Source organism: Pseudonocardia hispaniensis (assembly GCF_042658695.1).
Taxonomy (GTDB): Bacteria; Actinomycetota; Actinomycetes; order Mycobacteriales; family Pseudonocardiaceae; genus Pseudonocardia; species Pseudonocardia hispaniensis.
The window spans coordinates 41,080-57,423 of the sequence record NZ_JBHSQW010000001.1; the positions used below are offsets into that span (position 1 = coordinate 41,080).

17 protein-coding genes and 2 tRNA genes are annotated in these 16,344 nt (G+C 72.7%); 12 read left to right on the plus strand and 7 right to left on the minus strand.

The genetic code is table 11. The features are described from left to right. Positions 1–245: 245 nt before the first annotated feature. Positions 246–1,175 (minus strand): hypothetical protein, encoded by a 930-nt coding sequence (locus ACFQE5_RS00200; RefSeq protein ID WP_379581381.1) that lies wholly within the window; start codon positions 1,173–1,175, stop codon positions 246–248. Positions 1,176–1,368: 193 nt separating this feature from the next. Here ACFQE5_RS00200 and ACFQE5_RS00205 point away from each other — a divergent pair, with 193 nt between their 5' ends. Both ACFQE5_RS00205 and ACFQE5_RS00210 read left to right on the plus strand, forming a co-directional pair. Beyond that, the gene (locus tag ACFQE5_RS00205; RefSeq protein ID WP_379581383.1) at positions 1,369–1,869 is read left to right on the plus strand and encodes a DUF1330 domain-containing protein; all 501 of its coding nucleotides are present in this window, start codon (positions 1,369–1,371) and stop codon (positions 1,867–1,869) included. Positions 1,870–2,088: 219 nt separating this feature from the next. Further along, positions 2,089–3,048: a nitronate monooxygenase gene (locus tag ACFQE5_RS00210; RefSeq protein WP_379581385.1), complete on the plus strand. Its 960-nt coding sequence runs from the start codon at positions 2,089–2,091 to the stop codon at positions 3,046–3,048. Between the two features lie 80 nt (positions 3,049–3,128). Here the strand turns inward: ACFQE5_RS00210 and ACFQE5_RS00215 are convergent, their stop codons facing one another. From ACFQE5_RS00215 to ACFQE5_RS00225, 3 genes are all read right to left on the minus strand, one after another. Beyond that, positions 3,129–4,181: a methyltransferase gene (locus ACFQE5_RS00215; RefSeq protein WP_379581387.1), complete on the minus strand. Its 1,053-nt coding sequence runs from the start codon at positions 4,179–4,181 to the stop codon at positions 3,129–3,131. 77 nt (positions 4,182–4,258) lie between these two features. Next, positions 4,259–5,083, minus strand: a complete 825-nt coding sequence (locus ACFQE5_RS00220) for a putative protein N(5)-glutamine methyltransferase (protein WP_379581389.1) — start codon at positions 5,081–5,083, stop codon at positions 4,259–4,261. Positions 5,084–5,166: 83 nt separating this feature from the next. Then, positions 5,167–6,171, minus strand: a complete 1,005-nt coding sequence (locus ACFQE5_RS00225) for a patatin-like phospholipase family protein (protein ID WP_379581391.1) — start codon at positions 6,169–6,171, stop codon at positions 5,167–5,169. A gap of 106 nt (positions 6,172–6,277) precedes the next feature. On the opposite strand from ACFQE5_RS00225, the gene ACFQE5_RS00230 reads away from it, so the two are divergent. Next, positions 6,278–7,510 (plus strand): serine hydrolase domain-containing protein, encoded by a 1,233-nt coding sequence (locus ACFQE5_RS00230; protein ID WP_379581393.1) that lies wholly within the window; start codon positions 6,278–6,280, stop codon positions 7,508–7,510. Then, a complete protein-coding gene (locus ACFQE5_RS00235; RefSeq protein ID WP_379581395.1) occupies positions 7,510–7,905 on the plus strand; it encodes a phage holin family protein in 396 nt (131 codons plus the stop codon). Before ACFQE5_RS00230 ends, ACFQE5_RS00235 begins: the two co-directional genes overlap by 1 nt. Positions 7,906–7,959: 54 nt before the next feature. On the opposite strand, the gene tenA is transcribed toward ACFQE5_RS00235, so the two are convergent. After that, entirely contained in the window at positions 7,960–8,634 is a 675-nt protein-coding gene (gene tenA, locus ACFQE5_RS00240; RefSeq protein ID WP_379581397.1) for a thiaminase II, read from the minus strand. Between the two features lie 246 nt (positions 8,635–8,880). On the opposite strand from tenA, the gene ACFQE5_RS00245 reads away from it, so the two are divergent. Beyond that, positions 8,881–9,099 (plus strand): hypothetical protein, encoded by a 219-nt coding sequence (locus ACFQE5_RS00245; protein ID WP_379581399.1) that lies wholly within the window; start codon positions 8,881–8,883, stop codon positions 9,097–9,099. A 24-nt stretch (positions 9,100–9,123) separates the two neighbouring features. Here ACFQE5_RS00245 and ACFQE5_RS00250 read toward each other — a convergent pair whose 3' ends face one another. Continuing rightward, positions 9,124–10,854 carry a class I adenylate-forming enzyme family protein gene (locus ACFQE5_RS00250; protein ID WP_379581401.1) on the minus strand — a complete coding sequence of 577 codons (1,731 nt, stop codon included), beginning with the start codon at positions 10,852–10,854 and terminating at the stop codon, positions 9,124–9,126. A 141-nt stretch (positions 10,855–10,995) separates the two neighbouring features. Continuing rightward, positions 10,996–14,001 (minus strand): helix-turn-helix transcriptional regulator, encoded by a 3,006-nt coding sequence (locus tag ACFQE5_RS00255; RefSeq protein WP_379581403.1) that lies wholly within the window; start codon positions 13,999–14,001, stop codon positions 10,996–10,998. Positions 14,002–14,406: 405 nt separating this feature from the next. On the opposite strand from ACFQE5_RS00255, the gene rpsR reads away from it, so the two are divergent. The 7 genes from rpsR to ACFQE5_RS00290 all read left to right on the plus strand — a co-directional run bounded on the left by rpsR (position 14,407) and on the right by ACFQE5_RS00290 (position 16,338). Further along, the gene (rpsR, locus tag ACFQE5_RS00260) at positions 14,407–14,655 is read left to right on the plus strand and encodes a 30S ribosomal protein S18 (protein ID WP_379581405.1); all 249 of its coding nucleotides are present in this window, start codon (positions 14,407–14,409) and stop codon (positions 14,653–14,655) included. A gap of 125 nt (positions 14,656–14,780) precedes the next feature. Next, a tRNA-Thr gene (locus tag ACFQE5_RS00265) sits at positions 14,781–14,853 on the plus strand. Between the two features lie 29 nt (positions 14,854–14,882). Further along, positions 14,883–14,958, plus strand: a tRNA-Met gene (locus tag ACFQE5_RS00270). A 39-nt stretch (positions 14,959–14,997) separates the two neighbouring features. Next, positions 14,998–15,165, plus strand: coding sequence for a 50S ribosomal protein L33 (gene rpmG / locus ACFQE5_RS00275; RefSeq protein ID WP_094926598.1), 168 nt, complete (start codon positions 14,998–15,000; stop codon positions 15,163–15,165). Position 15,166: 1 nt separating this feature from the next. Then, positions 15,167–15,610, plus strand: coding sequence for an FAS1-like dehydratase domain-containing protein (locus ACFQE5_RS00280; RefSeq protein ID WP_379581407.1), 444 nt, complete (start codon positions 15,167–15,169; stop codon positions 15,608–15,610). Next, a complete protein-coding gene (locus tag ACFQE5_RS00285; RefSeq protein ID WP_379581794.1) occupies positions 15,604–16,056 on the plus strand; it encodes a MaoC/PaaZ C-terminal domain-containing protein in 453 nt (150 codons plus the stop codon). The genes ACFQE5_RS00280 and ACFQE5_RS00285 overlap by 7 nt, the downstream gene beginning before the upstream one ends. Before the next feature lie 72 nt (positions 16,057–16,128). Beyond that, entirely contained in the window at positions 16,129–16,338 is a 210-nt protein-coding gene (locus ACFQE5_RS00290; protein WP_379581409.1) for a hypothetical protein, read from the plus strand. The last annotated feature ends 6 nt before the right edge of the window (positions 16,339–16,344 follow it).

Genomic DNA, 16,344 nt, shown 5'->3' on the forward strand with positions numbered 1-16,344 from the left:
ACCCCACCCATCATGGCACCCGCCCCTCCTACCCGAGGCGGCCCAACGCCACCCGAAACAGAGCCGACGACAGCAGGGATGACAGCTGGTTGCCTCCTCCACCTGCCGCGATTCACTGACGCCCGATCGCCGAACGTGAGCGCTGCTCTACCCCAGGCCTGCCCGGCACGGCCAGCTCAGGCCCGTTCCCGGTGCCCGCCAGGGCGACGCTCTCCCGCACGCCCCGCCGCGCCGAGCGCTGCCGCTTACCTCACATGGTCCGATCTGGGCGATGTGCTCACCGGTCGCACCCGGTTTCGTGCACGGCTGGTGCACTCGGCGGCGGACGTCGGGACGATCCGGCCCTCGCGACCGCGGTGCGGGAAGGAGCAGGCCATGAGCCGGTCGTCGCCTCTGACCGGGACCGGGGCCGCCCGGCCGGGACTCCCCTTTCGGTGGGCGAGTGCCGCCAGATAGATCCCGACCGGCCACCCTCCCGTGTGCGCGGTGAGGTCGGCCACCTGCCGGGGAGTCAGGTCCACACCGGCGGCCCGGAGCAGGTCAGCGGCGTTCAGCGCGTTCATCCGTAGTTCGGTCACACCGACGTCGAGCACCCTGCCCTCGGCCCGCAGGCGAGCCAAGGGCAGCGTCGGCTCGGTGCGACCGGCCAGCGCGAGCTGACAGCCCGGGGGAAGGTTCGCCGCGAGCGTCTCGACGCTGCGGAGGTTCTCCGGATCGGTGAGGCGATGGCAGTCGTCGATCGCCAGGACGAAGGGGTGCGGAGCGGAGGCGACCGAAACGGCCAGGCCCGCCAGGGCTCGTCGTCGCGCCGGGGAATCGGGTACCTCGAGATCCCGCAGCACCGCCGCCTCCACCGGAACGGCACGCGCGACGGCCGCGGCCAGGCAGGTCAGCAGGACCGCCGGGTCGTCCGTGCCCTCGTCCAGGGAGACCCAGCCGAAGCGGCGGGCGTCCCGCCTCCGCCACTGAGCCAACAGTGTGGTCTTCCCGTACCCGGCCGGTGCGATGAGCGCGACGACCGGGATGTCGGCCGACGCGGTGAGGTGCCGCAGGACCGCGGCCCGGGGGACGAGTCCCGGACGCAACAGCGGAGGCGCCAGCCGCGACGGGAGCACGGCCTCGGACTGCTCCCTGGGCCATTCCCCACTGTGCCGGGCCATACTGTGCCGGGCCATGTCCGTCACCTTGGCGATCCGCGCCCCACGAGGTCAACCGCTCCGGCGGTGGCGAGCGCGCGGCGAGCCACACCGCACCCGGCCCGGCCATCGAACCGTGCATGCCGCTCAGGTACCGCGCACGGGCGTCGCCCCGGCCCATCGCCCCGATGGGCCGACACGCCCGGTCGGGACGACATGAGGAGGCAAGCCCGTGGCGACGATTCATCCGGCGCCGGAAGCGATGCAGGCCCTCAACCGGGCGGTGCCCGACGACCAGCCCATCGTGCTACTCAACCTGCTGCGCTATCGCGAGTGGACGCAGCACCGAGGCGAGTGGATCTCCGGTCGCGAGTGCTACGCGCGCTACGCGAACGCGCTGCTGCCGATCCTCATGCGCGTCGGCGGCCGGCTCCTGTGGCGCGGACAGGTCGGGCACGTGCTGGTCGGGCCGCCGGACGAGACCTGGCACGAGGCGGTGCTCGTCGGCTACCCGTCGCGCAGCGCGTTCGCGCGAATGCTGGCCGACCCCGTCTACCGGTCCTGCGCGCAGCTGCGCACGGACGCGCTCGAGGACTCCCGCCTGATCGTCGCCGTCGCACCGCGGCGAATCGGCCCGCTGGCCTGGACAACCCTCAGGCTCGCCACCCGCCTGGTTGCGATCAAGACCACGAGGAGTCGCAAGGGGCGAGCTTGCCCAACCGGGCCCCGCTGAGCTGCTCGCAGCCGCGCTCTCGCCTCTGGCTGGGCGGGTTCGGCTCCCTGCCGCAACCCGAGAGAACGGCCTCTGAACTGCGAAAACGCGGCTCAGGGGCCGTCCTGCATCCGGTCCGGGGGTGTCCGGCTGTGGGTCCCTGTTCGGGCGGGGCCTATCGCCGGCCGTCGAAGGCGGCCATCCTGCCTGGGTCCCGGAATCTCGGACAAGGAGACCGTCATGGTCGAGACCCGCTTCACCCGGCTCGTCGGTTGCTCGGTTCCGGTCCAGCAGGCGCCGATGGGACCCGTGTCCCCACCCGGCCTCGCTCTTGCCGTCGCGGCGGCGGGCGGGCTGGGAACCCTGCATGCCATGCATTCCGCAGCGGAGGTGGAAGCGGCCTGCGGGCTTCTCCCCGAGCAGACGCCCGGGGCTCTGGCGCTCAACGTGCTCGTCCCGTTCGTCGATCGCCCGACGCTCGAGCTCGCGGCTCGGCGGTGCCGGGTCATCGACTTCTTCTGGGGTCCCCCCGACCCGCAGCTCGTCGAGCTGGCCCACCGGAGCGGCGCCCTCGCCGGCTGGCAGGTCGGGTCCATCGAGAGCGCCCGGGCGGCGGCGGATGCGGGATGTGATCTGGTGACCGCCCAGGGCGTCGAGGCCGGCGGCCACCACGACGGGCGCAGCGCGCTGATGCCGCTCCTGGAGGCGTGCCGCCGCGAGCTCGACGTCCCCGTGCTCGCGGCGGGCGGCATCGGCGGGGCCGAGGATGTCGAGCGGGTGATGGCCGCCGGTGCGGACGGGGTGCGGGTGGGCACCCGTTTCATCGCCACCGACGAGTCCGGCGCCCACCCCCGCTATCAGCAGGCCCTCATCACCGCCCAGGCGGAGGACGCCGTGGAAACCGACCGGTTCTCCATCGACTGCCCGCTCTGCCCGTCCCACCACGGGGTGCTGCGGCGCTCCCTCGAGGCCGCCGAGGTCCGCCGGGGTCAGGTCGTGGCACGCCTCGGCGAGAACGGGATCCCGGCATTCGCCGGGATGCCTCCGCTGGCTCAGATGGAGGGTGAGCTGGAAGCCATGTGCATGTACGCCGGCCGCGGTGTGGCCGCGGTCCGGGCGGTCCAGCCTGCCGCAGCGGTGGTGGCGGAGCTGGCCGAGGGGGCCGCCCGGGCCTCGAGTCGGGGCGCCGCGCGCCGGTGAGACGGTCCGGACCCGCTGCCGGGACCGTGCGCAGACGGCGCCTCCCACGCAGAGCTGCCGGTCAGCGCCGGCTCGTCAGCTCACTCGGGCTTTCGGGCCAGCAGCACGCTGCGGTCGCCGGCGGCGGGCCGGTGCTCGACGTCGACGAACCCGACCCGTTCGGCCGTCTCGGCCAGCTCGCCGACCGACCAGCACTTTCCCGGCGTCGAGTGCATCAGCAGCACCGAGTACTCGGCGACCGGCAGCGGGCCGCGCTTGTCCGCGTCCACATGGGTGTCGTGGTCGATGAGCCAGCCCCCGGCCGGCAACGAGGCGAAGGAGGCGGCGAGCAGCTGCGCCACCCGGGCCCCATCCCAGTCGTGCAGGACATGTGAGTACAGGTGAACGTCGAACCCGGCGGGTAGGGGATCGGCGAACATGTCCCCGGTGATGACCTCGATCCGGTCGGCCAGTCCGCGAGTGCGCAGGAGCGTGCGCGCGGCGATGTCCACGGGTGCCCGTTCGAAGACCGCGGCCCGCGCGTCCGGGCGGTCGCGCAGCACCGCCGCCGCGTAGACCCCCGAGCTTCCGCCCACATCGAGCAGACCGGTCACCGGGATGTCCGCGACGGTGTCCGCGAGGACCGGACCGAGGAAGGCCCCCCGGGCGTCCATCGCGGCCGTGATCCGCTCCGCGAACGCGGCGTCGCCCAGTCGGCCCGACCAGTCCGTCGGCTGGTCACCGGCCGTGGCGCCGGCGCCGGCCCATGCGGCCTGCCCGTCCGTCCGAAGGACGTCGACCAGCTCCCGAGCAGCCGGTCGCTCGGCGAGTGAGCCGAAGTACGAGCGCAGGTCGAACGGCGAGCCGGCGGCGAGGTGCCGGCGGCCGAGTCCGGTGAGGCCGACGACGTCACCGGCCTCGATGTCGCGATCGATCAGACCCAGCGCGGCGCAGTAGGTCAGCAGGACGTCGGCCGGGCGTTCGGCGAGACCGAGGTCCGCACGAAGATCGGCCGACGGGAGCGGGCCGTTGACCGCCAGCCAGGAGAACAGGTCGAACTCCGCGACGGCGGCGATGAGCAGGTCGGCCGCGAAGACGCCGTCGCGGATGCGGTAGAGGACGGTGGGGTCCGGGACGTCCGCGGCCTTGATCACACCGTGCACGGTAGGCGAAGGAACCGCTCCCGACCACGAGCGCGGCGGGCGGCGCCTCGGGCCGCGGACCCGGTGAGTCAGCTGCCACCGGTGCGGTGCCGCGTCGAGCCGTTCCGGCCGGGCCACCGACCGATGGCGATGGTGGCGTCCAGCTCCGCGCAGCAGGTGATCCGCGGCGCCAGCCCGCTGCGGGCCATGGCCTCGGCGGTCCGCGGCGCCTGACTCCCGCTGGTCTCGATGAGAAGCGAACCACCCGGCGCCAGCCAGCGCGGCGCTGCGGTGATCACCCGCCGCTGGACGTCGAGCCCGTCCGCGCCGCCGTCGAGTGCCACCGACGGTTCGTGCACGCGCGCCTCCGGGGGCAGCAGGCCGAGTTCCTCCGTCGGCACATAGGGGGCGTTGGCGACCAGCACGTCGACGCGGCCGCGCAAGGCGGCGGGCAGTGGAGCGTCGAGGTCACCCTCGTACACCTGGGCGCCGGTGCGCGCGAGGTTGCGGCGCGCGCACCGCACCGCGGCGGGGTCGATGTCCACGGCCCACAGCTCGATCCGGTCGCCCGCCGTGGCGAGCGCGGCACCCACCGCACCCGAGCCACAGCACAGGTCGACGACGATCGCGTTGGGTCGCAGGAGGTCGGCGGCCTCGCGGACGAGGAACTCGGTGCGGCGACGGGGGACGAAGACTCCCTCGTCCACGGCGATCCGTATCCCGCAGAACTGCGCCCAGCCGAGGATCTGTTCGAGGGGGAACCCGGTGATCCGCCGGTCCACCATGGTTTCGAGGTCGGACGGTGTGCGCGCCGCGGCCACGAGCAGCCGCGCCTCCTCCTCGGCGAAGACGCAGCCGGCGGCGCGAAGCCGGGAGACGATGGACCGCGGATGATCCGACGGGAGGGCGGACATGCGAGCCTCACCTCTGAAGACGGGCGGCCGGTGGTCCTGGCCGCCGGTGGCGGCTCGTGGGTGGTGCGGGACGCCGCCCGGTGTCATGCGCTCACGGGTGGCACAGCCGCGAGGGCGGCGACGGCGGCCTCGTAGCCGAACCGGACCGCTCGCTCCACCCGCGGCACGTCGATGGTCAACCCACGGACCCCGGCGGTGCGGGTCGGTGTGATCGCCAGCAGGTGCGCCCCGTCGCGGTCGGGATGCGCGGCGTCGGACAGCAGCGCGAGGCTGTCGGCGTGCCTGCGGACGTCCTGGGTCATCGCCCCCAGCCCCGGGACGATCACGTCGAGCGAACGGGCCCACAGCGGGGCCCGCTCGCCCGGTTCGGACCGGCGTAGCTCCGGGACCGTGCGGGTGAGCAGCGCGAGGACGTGGGTCGCCCCGTCGCGCAACGCCCGCAGCACCGGAAGCGGGTCGCTGACCGAGCCGTCGATCCAGCGGCGACCCTGGAGTTCGACGGGCGGGCCCGCGAGCCACGGGATGGTCGCGGTGGCGCGCATCGCCCGCTTCCAGGTGAGCACACTCGGCAGCCGTTCGAACACGTGCGGGCGCATGTCATCGGCGTCGGTGACGACGATGCGCACCGGCACCGGGCTCTCGAGCAGGGCGTCCCAGTCGGCGGGCTTGGTATGCACGAGGACCTCGTCGATGAGGTAGTCGAGCGAGACCATCGGCCCGCGGGTGCCCAGCCGGCGCGGGTCGATGAACTGCTTGCACGCCATGTCGTCGGGGAAGATCCGGGCGGCATCACGGCCGCGTCCGAGGACGAGTGCCGAGCCGACGAACGCACCGGCTGAGGCGCCGTAGACGACGTCGAAGCACTCCGCCAGCCCGGCCTCCTGCAGCGCCTGCACCATGCCGCCCGCGTAGGCCCCCCGCATTCCACCGCCCCCCACGACCAGCGCGATCCGGTGGGGGTCGGTACGGGCGCCGGGACGGCTACCGGCCGCGCGGCGGCACAGCAGCGCATGCAGCACCTCGGCGTCACCCGACAGTGCGGCGTCCGCCTGTCGGGCGGGTTCCGAATTCGGTGCTGCGGAGCTCATGGGTTCGATTCTGACGGCGACTCGATCCGCCGCATGACCGGGGAGGCGGCCGGGCCGGTCGGCCGAGATCACCACGCACGGATCGATCACCGGTAGGGTCGCATCCGTGGCGGTGCTCAAGGTGGAAGCCGAACCTGGGGAGGTCGGGTTCGACCCCGATCGGCTGGCTCGGATCGACACGCATTTCCAGCGTTATGTGGACGACGGCAGGCTGGCCGGATGGTCGATCGCGCTCGCCCGGCGCGGCCGCCTCGCTCACGTGAGCCATTACGGCAGGCGCGATCTCGAGACCGGCCTGCCCGTCGACGGGGACACCCTGTGGCGCATCTACTCGATGACCAAGCCGGTCACCTCCGTGGCCGCGCTGATGCTCTACGAGCGGGGCGCGCTGGAACTGACCGACCCGGTGTCGCGCTACATCCCGTCGTTCGCTGACCTGCGGGTGTACCAGGCCGGTTCGGCGCTCAAGCCGGCGACCGTGCCTGCCGTCGAGCCGGTCCGGATCTGGCATCTGCTCACCCATACCGCCGGACTGACCTACGGGTTCCACCACGCCCATCCCGTGGACGAGATGTACCGGGCCAAGGGGTTCGAGTTCGCTGCGCCGCGGGGGATGGACCTCGCGGCGGCCTGCGATGCCTGGGCCGCGCTGCCGCTGCTGTTCCAGCCGGGCGCCGAATGGAACTACTCGGTCGCCACCGACGTACTGGGCCGGGTCGTCGAGGTCGCCTCGGGACAGTCGCTCGACGAGTTCTTCGCCGAACACATCTTCGGCCCGCTCGACATGACCGAGACAGGCTTCGCGGTGCCCCCGGAGGACCTCGATCGGCTCGCCGCGCTCTACACACCCAACCCGACGGGCGGACTGATCCGCAACACGTCCCTCGGGGAGGCCATCACCCGGCCTCCGTCGATGCTCTCCGGTGGCGGCGGGCTCGTCTCCACCCTGCACGACTACCACCGCTTCACCCAGATGCTGGCCGGCGGCGGCCAGCTCAACGGCGAGCGGCTGCTCGGCACCCGGACGCTGCGCTACGCCACGCGCAACCACCTGCCCGGCAACGCCGACCTCGACGCGTTCGGCAGGCCGATCTCCGCCGAGTCGGCGTTCGCGGGGATCGGCTTCGGCCTCGGCTTCTCGGTGGTCGTCGACGAGCTGGCGGGTAAGGTCCTCACCAGCCCGGGCGAGTTCGCCTGGGGCGGGCTGGCCAGCACGTCGTTCTACGTCGACCCGGTCGAGGACCTCACGGTGGTGTTCATGACCCAGCTCCTGCCCTCGAGCACCTACCCGATCCGCCCGCAGCTGCGGGCACTGGTCGCCCAGGCCGTGGTGGACTGATGCCGAACGCACTCGCACTCGCCATTCGGGTCGCGGTCGTCGCGCTCGCGCTGTGGGTCGCGACGCTGCTGATCGGCGGGATCGAGCTGGGCGCCGGCCCCGCGAGCAGCCGGATCGGCACCCTCGTCGTCGTCGCGGTCATCTTCGGCCTGGTGAACGCGGTGCTCAAACCGCTGATCAAGATCGTCGGCTGTCCCCTGTACATCCTGACGCTCGGCCTGATCAGCCTGGTGGTGAACGCCCTGCTGTTCATGCTCGTCGGGGCGATCGCCTCCGGGGTCGGGCTGCCGTTCACCGTCACCGGATTCTGGGCGGCCTTCTGGGGCGCGATCGTGGTCGGGGTCGTCGGCTTCCTCCTGCATCTGGTCATCCCGGACCGTCTCGACCAGCGCTGATGCCATCGGTGCGCGGGTAGGGCGCTTCAGCACCACCACCCGCGCACGGGGTGCCTACACGGGCCAGGACTCGCGGCGGTACCCGGCGTCCCAGAACATCCACTCGTACCGCGAGGTCGTGGTGAAGTGCTCGCGGACCAGATCCAGCTCGCGGGCGGCCAGCTCGGCGCCGATCCGCTCGGTCACCGCCAGCACCTCGTCGACGACGGCCTGGAAGTCGCTGCCGCCATACATCGCGATCCAGCGCGCGTAAAGGGGATCGGGTGAGCTGCGGGCCAGCAGCTCCTCGCCGACCTTCGCGTAGATCCAGTAGCAGGGCAGCACCGCTCCGACACCCTCGGCGTACGACCCGCCGTGGGTCGTGGCGAGCAGATAGCTCAGGTAGGCGCGGGTCGTCGGGGCGACCGGCTCGGCGGCGGCGGCCTCCGCGGAACTGCCCATCGCCGCCATCAGCTCGGCGTGCAGCGCCTGTTCGGCCGCGATCGCGCCCGCGGCATGCCGGGCGAACATCGCCGTCTCACCCTGGTTCGGTGCCTTCGCCGCGCACACGGCGAGCGCTCGGGCGTAGCCACGCAGGTAGTGCGCGTCCTGGATGATGTAGTGGCGAAACGACTCGCGCGGCAGCGTGCCGTCGGTCAGCCCGGCGAGGAACGGATGCGCCAGCACCTTCGCGTAGATCTCGGTGATGTCGGACCACAGCAGTTTCGTGATGCTCACGGTGTCGGCCATCACGTGAGGCTAACCCGGCCCACGGGTGTGACTGCCGCGCTGCACGGGTACCAGATCGACGGTGTCCGGGGGTTGGACGCGGCCCGGCGCGCCCCCGCCGAGCGGCAGCGGTTGGTGAGAATCTCGTCACTCTTGGGATAGGCGGCGGCGGAGCCACCAACGGAGTAGTTCACGATGGTGTATCCGAGATGCGTCTCAGCGTCGAGCCGCGTCGGCCCGCATTCCTGACGCGGAGGTTGTCCGACAGTGAGCCCTGTTCCCATGGACCACCACGAGAAGATGCGCCTGAGGGCGGCCGCCTTCAGAGTGACCCGCCTCTACCCCGGCCCGGTCGGCGAGGTGCTCTCGCGCGAGCTGCTGAGCTGGGAGGAGTTCGGCTATCGGCTGGGCGGCAGCCAACTGGTCATGCGCCTGGTCGAGCACGTGCTCTCCACACCGCTCGCGCCGAACGACGCGGCGGCCTGAGGCCGGTGTCCGGCGGAGCGGTCCTCAGCCCCCGGCCAGCCGCTCCCTCAGCTCACGCTTGAGCACCTTCCCCGCCGCCGACACCGGAATCTCGTCGACCAGCACGATCTCACGCAGCCGCTGGTACGGCGTCAGCGTCGAGTTGACGGTCGCCATCAGGGCCTGTGCGCCCGACTCGTCGAGGCCCGGGGCCACGACGAAGGCGACCGGCAGCTCCCCGACGTGCGGATCCCGGCGGCCCACCACCGCGGCGCCGACCACCCCGTCCTGGGCGAACAGCGCCTCCTCCAGCCGGCGCGGGTAGACGTTGTACCCCTTGTAGATCAGCATGTCCTTCTTGCGGTCGACGATGCTGAGGTAGCCGTCCTGGTCGAGAACACCGATATCGCCGGTGTGCAGCCAGCCGCCGGCCAGTACCGCCGAGGTCTCCTCCGGCCGGTTGTGGTAGCCGCTCATCACCTGAGGGCCGCGGACACACACCTCGCCCGGCTCCGGGCTGGGCAGCTCACGCCCGTCCTCGTCGAGGATGCGCACCTCGGTGCCGTGGACCGGGACGCCGACGGTGCCGGGCTTGCGCACCGCCGAGCGCGCCGCCGGGCCGATCGTCACCCCCATCGTCGCCTCGGTCAGACCGTAGCCCTCGGTGATCACGACGTCGTCACCGAACCGCCGCTGCAGCGCACGGATCAGCTCCACCGGCAGCGGCGCGGCACCCGAGCTGATGCCCCGCACCGAGGAGAGATCCCGCGTCGTGAACTCGGGGTGCCGGACCAGCGCCGCGAACAGCGGCGGCGCCCCGGACATCCCCGTCACCCGGAACCGTTCCGCGTCGGCGAGGTATGCGCCGGCGTCGAAGCGGTCGTGCAGCACGGTCGTCGACCCGGTGAGCATCGGCAGGTTCAGCCCCCCGATCGTGCCCATCGCGTGGAACCAGGGGGTCAGGTTGATCGCGACTCCGGTGCCCAGCCGCACCGGGTACTCCACCGCAGGCTCGACCTGATCGAGCCGCAGCCCGCCCGCGTCGTCGAGTACCGGTACGGAGCCGCTGCTCCAGCAGGAGAACTGCAGGGTGTTCACGACGACGTTGCGGTGGGACAGCCGCACGCCCTTGGACCGGCCCGTGGTGCCGCCGGTGTATGCCAGATGGGCGAGGTCCTGTTCGACGTCGATCTCGACGGCGGGAGCGCGTGCGGGTGTCGTCGCGTGGAACGACTCGAAGTCCCGCGCGCCGGGCAGGGCACCGAGGTCGACCGGGTGCGCCAGGTCGAGGGCCTGCTGCCGGTCGGTGACCAGCAGCAGTCGTACCGGTGTGCGGTCCTGCACCGCGGCCAGCACAGCTGCCGGACCGGGGCCCGCCGCGGCGGGGAGCACCCAGCTGACCGCCGCGACGGCGCCGGAGTCGGTCAGCTGCGCGGCGAGCTCGGCGGGCGGCAGCAGCGGACTGGCGGGGGTGAATGTGGCTCCCGCCAGCAGGATCCCGAAATAGGCGACGGCGTACTGCGGACAGTTGGGCAGGTGGACGGCGACGACGTCGCCGCGGCCGATCCCGGCGCCGTTCAGCGCGGTGGCGAACGCGCAGGCTCGCCCGTACAGCTGGGCGAAGCTCAGCGTCCGGCCGTGGTAGTGCAGCGCCGTCCGGTCGCCGAACCGGCGCGCGGCGCCCGCCAGGACCGCTCCTACCGGGACGGCCGGGTAGGGCGGATTCGGTGCGGCCCGGAAGCCGTCGATGTCGGACAGGTTCTCAGTCGGCGTCATTGCCGTGCCTCCCCGTCGATCCGACCGGTCACGGCCGAGCGTAGCGATCGTTCGGTGGGTTGTGATCGCGATTGCGGCTGGGACGCCGACCAGATCGCACGATCATTCCGATGGAGTACGCCAGCGCTGGCGAAGGGCCGTTCAGCCCGCGCCGAGCAGCAGCCCGCGAGCGTAGGCGATCGACACCGCCTCGGTGCGGCTTCCCGCGCCGAGTTTGGCCATCACCCGCGACAGGTGGACGCTCACGGTCTTCTCGCTGATGAAGAGCTCCGCGCCGACCTGCCTGTTCGTCCGTCCCTCGGCAACGAGGGCGAGTACCGACCGCTCCCGCGGGGTGAGCGGATCGGAGGCGGCGGCCGGACGGCGGACCGGTTCCGCATCGGCGAGGCCGAGCCCGGCGCGTTCGGCCAGCGCCCGCACGGCGGCGGCCAGCGGCGCCGCGCCGAGGGACTCCGCGACGGCCATGGCCGTGCGAAGCTCCGCCGTGGACTCGGCGCGGGTGGCGCCCGTCGGCGCCTCGGTGCTCCCGACGAGCAGGGCCTCGGCGCGACGCCACCGCGCCAACGCCTGCCGGTAGCCGTCCCCGTATCCGTAGCCCTCGACGACCCGCCCCCAGGCCCGTGGATCCGAGTGACCCCGGGCCCGGGAGAGTTCGGCGTCGATGCGGTGCAGCCAGGCCCTCCCCTCGACGCCCAGGGCGGCGCCGCGCGGCCTGCCTTTCGCGGCGATGTCGTGCCCGTCCGCAGCCAGCGCCTCCGCGGCCGCCACCGCCTGCTCGCGGGCCACGGCACCCCCGGTAGCCAGCTCGGCCTGAGCCGCGACACCCAGGGCGCAGAGCATGATTCCAGCCAGGTGATGGGGATCCCAGGCGCGCACCCCGCGCAGCGCCTCGTCGATCCGCGCCGCTGCCAACTCCGGCCTTCCCTGCCACAGCGCCGCCTCCGCCCCGGCCTGCCCGATGAGCAGGATCATCTGGTCGTCCGTCGGTGTGGCGGCGACGAGTTGGGCGAGGCGGTCCTCGGCGGCCTCGAGGCGACCGCGACCCACCATGACGAGCAGCTCGGCGGCGGCGACCCGCCCGGCGACCGTCGCCGACACCGCCGCTCCGCCGAGCTCCGCAGCGGCCTCGGCGTCGTCCCAGGCGCCGCGCCGGAAATCCGCGAGCACATGCGCGACGCGCAGCTCGAGGCCGTATCCGCTCCAGGTCGTCCCGGTGGCGACGGCGCGCGCCTCGCCCGCGGCGAACTCGGCCGCGGCTTCGGCCAGCCGTCCGGCATCGAGCAGCGAGATTCCGGTGTTGAAGAACGAGCGCAGCTCGACGGCGAGGTTGCCCGACGCGCGGGCCAGCTGCTTCGCCTCGGCGAACCGGGCCCTGGCCTGCCGGTCGTAACCGAGGCTCGCCGCGCACCCGGCGAGCGTGACCAGAGCATCGGCCTCGGCGCCGAGCGCATCGTGGTGGTGGTCGGCCCCCGGCGCGGGTGCGTGGGCCGATCCCACCGAGCGGGCCGTGCGCAGGGCCAGCTCGGCGCCGCGGCCGGCCTCGGCGATCTCGTCGAGGTTGAGCATCACCCGGGCCGCGACCGCGCGAGCCCAGGCCAGCTCGGCGGACTCGGGGAACCTCTCGAGCACGGACAGCGACTGCTGGATCACCGGCAGGGCCGCCTCGGCGCGGCCGAGCTCGATCAGCTGGATCGCGTAGCGGATCCGCAGGTCGGCGGCGAGCCGCGGATCGGCCCGTTGATCGGCCAGCTCCAGCGCGCGACGGGCGAGCGCCACGCCGCGATCGGGGTCGCCGGTGGCGCTGGCGGCCCAGGCCGCCCACCGGGTGACGAGGGCCTCGGTGACGCCGGCCACCCCCTCGGCGTCGGGCACCGCGGGCCACAGGTCCAGCGCTCGCTCGGCGTGCAGCAGCACCTCGCCGGGACCGCCGCGCCGGTCGGCCTCGTCGACGGCGCGCACCGACGCCGACAGGGCCAACGGCAGGTCGTGTGCGGCGAGTGCGTGGTGGGCGAGCTCGGCGACGCTGCCGGGCTCGTCGGCGGCCTCGGCCAGCAGCGCGGCGTAGACCCCGTGCAGCCTGCTGCGTTCACCGGGCAGCAGATCCTGGTAGACGGCCTCGTGCAGCAGCGCATGCCGGAACAGGTAGGCGTCGTCGGCGCCGGGGGAGTCGGGAACGAGCACGTGGTGGGCCACCGCGTCGCGCAGCGCCTGTTCGAGCTCGTCGGTGCCGAGCCCGGCCACCGCGGCCAGCCGATCGTGCCGCACCCGGCGGCCGGCGACGGCGGCGAGCCGCAGTACCCGCTGTGCCGTCGCGGGCAGCCGTTCGAGCCGGGCCAGCAGCACCTCGGCCAGCCCGTCGGGGACGGCGTCGCCGGACGCCGAGACCAGCTCCTCGGCGAAGAACGCATTGCCCTCGCTCCGCCGGGCGATGCGCCGCAGCGCCTGCTCGTCGAGGCCGCCGTCGGCGAGGCCACGCACGAGCGAGAGCGCCTCGCTCTGCCCCAGCGGGGCCAGCTCGAGCCGCTCGACGGCCGGCAGCCGCACCAGCTCGGCGAGCAGCGGCCGCAGGGGATGCCTGCGGTGCAGATCGTCGTCGCGGTAGCTGGCGAGCACCGCCAGCCGCTGCCCGCCGAGCCGGGACAGCAGGAAGACCAGCAGGTCGCGGCTGGAGCGGTCGGCCCAGTGCAGATCCTCCAGCACGAGCAGGACGGGGGCCTCGGCCGCCAGCTCGGCGAGCCCGGACAGCACCGCGTCGAACACACGGAGCTGGCCGAGATCGCGATCACCGGCCAGCGGCTCCGCCCGCGGCCGCCCGCCCGGCAGCAGCCTGCGCAGCTCGGGATGCGCCGCGACCAGCTCGGGCCGGTCCGCGGCGAGCCGGCCGAGCGCCTCGGCGAACGGAAGGTACGGCAGTGACGACTCGCCCGTGTCGAGGCAGCGGCCGGTGAGCACGGCGAAACCCGCGGCGGTGGCCTGCTCGGCGGCCTCGGTGACCAGCCGGGTCTTGCCGACGCCCGCCTCGCCGGACAGCAGCACGGCGCGGGCGGAACCGGCCGCCGCCCGATCGAGCGCTGCGGCCAGCACCCGGACCTCGTCTCGGCGGCCGACCAGGGGGATCCCGAAACCCAGCCGCGCCACGCCGGTCATGCTCGCACGGCACTCCGACCATCTGCGTCGGCATGTCGCACCGCGGTGGGGAGTGCTGCGGGGCGCCGCGAGGTCGCTCGCCGGTCGGCCCGACTGCCGGTCCGGGCCAGCCGGGCCGTCCGGGTCCGTTCGGCCTCGGCCAGCAACCGATCGCGGTGGGCGTTGACCTCCAGGTCGAGGGGGTATGGGGCGAACACGATGTCGAGGATCGTGCTGAGGCCTCGGCGCCGGCATCGGACGATCGCGTCGCTTTCGCCGCCGTCCAGGCCCACGACCCCTTACCCCGCCGCCGGCATCGGCGACCGGCCGGGGCCGGATTCACCCCGATGATCGTTGCGCGGCCCGGTCCGTTCTGCGCCAGGATGACTCGATATCACGCCGAGTTCGGAAAGGAGCAGCCGAGCGATGCCCGGTCCCGCCCGCAAGCCGATGCGCGCTCCGAAGCGCAAGGCCAACCCGCTGCGCGTCAAACGGATCGAGGAGGTCGACTGGAAGGACGTCGCGCTGCTGCGCACGTTCATCTCCGATCGCGGCAAGATCCGGTCCAGGCGCGTCACCGGGTTGACGCCCAAACAGCAGCGCGAGGTCGCCGTCGCGATCAAGAACGCCCGGGAGATGGCCCTGCTGCCGTACCCCAAGTCCGGGCGGGCCTGAACTCGGCCACGGGTCGCTGCCACTCGGCCGCGGCCGACCCCCGGGTTTCGCCCGCCGGGAAGGGGTTGTGTAACATCGTGCAGGCCCGCCGGGAAGCCGCGCTGCGACTCCCGAAGGGTGGTGCCGCCCCTTTAGCTCAGTCGGCAGAGCGTCTCCATGGTAAGGAGAAGGTCTACGGTTCGATTCCGTAAAGGGGCTCGAGCGAGGTGTTGTGACCGGCCTCGCGAGGCGGTGTAGCTCAGTCGGTAGAGCAAGCGGCTCATAATCGCTGTGTCGCCGGTTCAAGTCCGGCCACCGCTACCAGACTGACGAGAACCCGAGGCAAAGCAGGAGGCAGCCGCGATGGCCAAGGCCACCGACGTACGGCCGAAGATCACGCTGGCGTGCGAGCAGTGCAAGCACCGGAACTACATCACCAAGAAGAACCGGCGCAACGACCCCGACCGCCTCGCCATCAAGAAGTTCTGCCCGAACTGCGGCACCCACCGGGAACACCGCGAGACCCGCTGACGTGCCCGACCCGTCCTACGTCGGACGGAGCCTTCCTCCGGCCGAGCCGTACCAGGTCAGCAGAGAGAAGATCCGCGAGTTCGCCTCGGCCATCGGGGAGGACGCGCGGATCTGTCATGAGGTGGACGCCGCGCGCGCCGCGGGCCACCCCGACCTCGTCGCCCCGCCCACGTTCGCGGTGACGTTCACGATGCCGCTCATCGAGGCGTTCCTGCGCGACCCCGACTTCGGCTGGGACTACAGCCGGATGGTCCACGGTGACCAGTCGATCACGCTGTACCGGCCGATCCGCGGTGGCGATGAGCTGGTCACGACGATCCACGTCGAGGACCTCAGCACCCGGGCGGGCAGCCATCTGTTGACCCTGCGGTGCGAGATCGCCGGACTCGCCGGCGAACCCGTCGCCACCACCAAGGCCTTGCTCGTCACCCAGGCGGCATCGTGAGCGCCTCCGGCACCGACTGGTCCGCGATCGCCAAGGGCGATGAGCTTGCACCGCTTCAGCTGCGCATCACCCGTGCCGATCTGGTCCGGTACGCCGGCGCCTCCGGCGACTTCAACCCGATCCACTGGAGCGACCGCACCGCAGCCGCCGTCGGGCTGCCGGGGGTGATCGCGCACGGGATGCTGACGATGGCGCTCGCCGGGCGGTTGGTGACGCGCTGGGTCGGCGACCCGGCGGCGGTGCGCAGCTACTCGGTGCGCTTCACCCGCCCCGTGATCGTTCCCGACGACGACACGGGCGCCCTGCTGGAGCTCAGCGGAAAGGTCGGCGACGTCCACGCCGCGGACTCGGACGGCCGCCGGGTCGCCCGCATCGACATCACCGCCCGGTTCGACGGCAAGACCGTGCTCGGGCGGGCCGCGGCCGAGGTCGTCCTCCCGAAGTGAACCTCGACTTGCCCTGATCGCCCGTCGGGTCGATGCTGCCGAGGTCACCATTCCCGGCGGAGGGAGCACGACGTGAAGTTCGGCAAACTCGTGGACAAGGCCTGGGAGGACAAGACCGCGTCGGAGATCCTGGCCGCGCCCCCTTCTGCTCTCGAAGGTCTCACCGAGAAGCACGACGATCAGCTGAAGGCGCTCGGGATCACGACCATCGGCGACCTGGCGAACTGGAAGTACGCGAAGCGGGCGGCGGCGCTGGCGATGCTGGCCGAGACCGATCGGTGAGGGGCC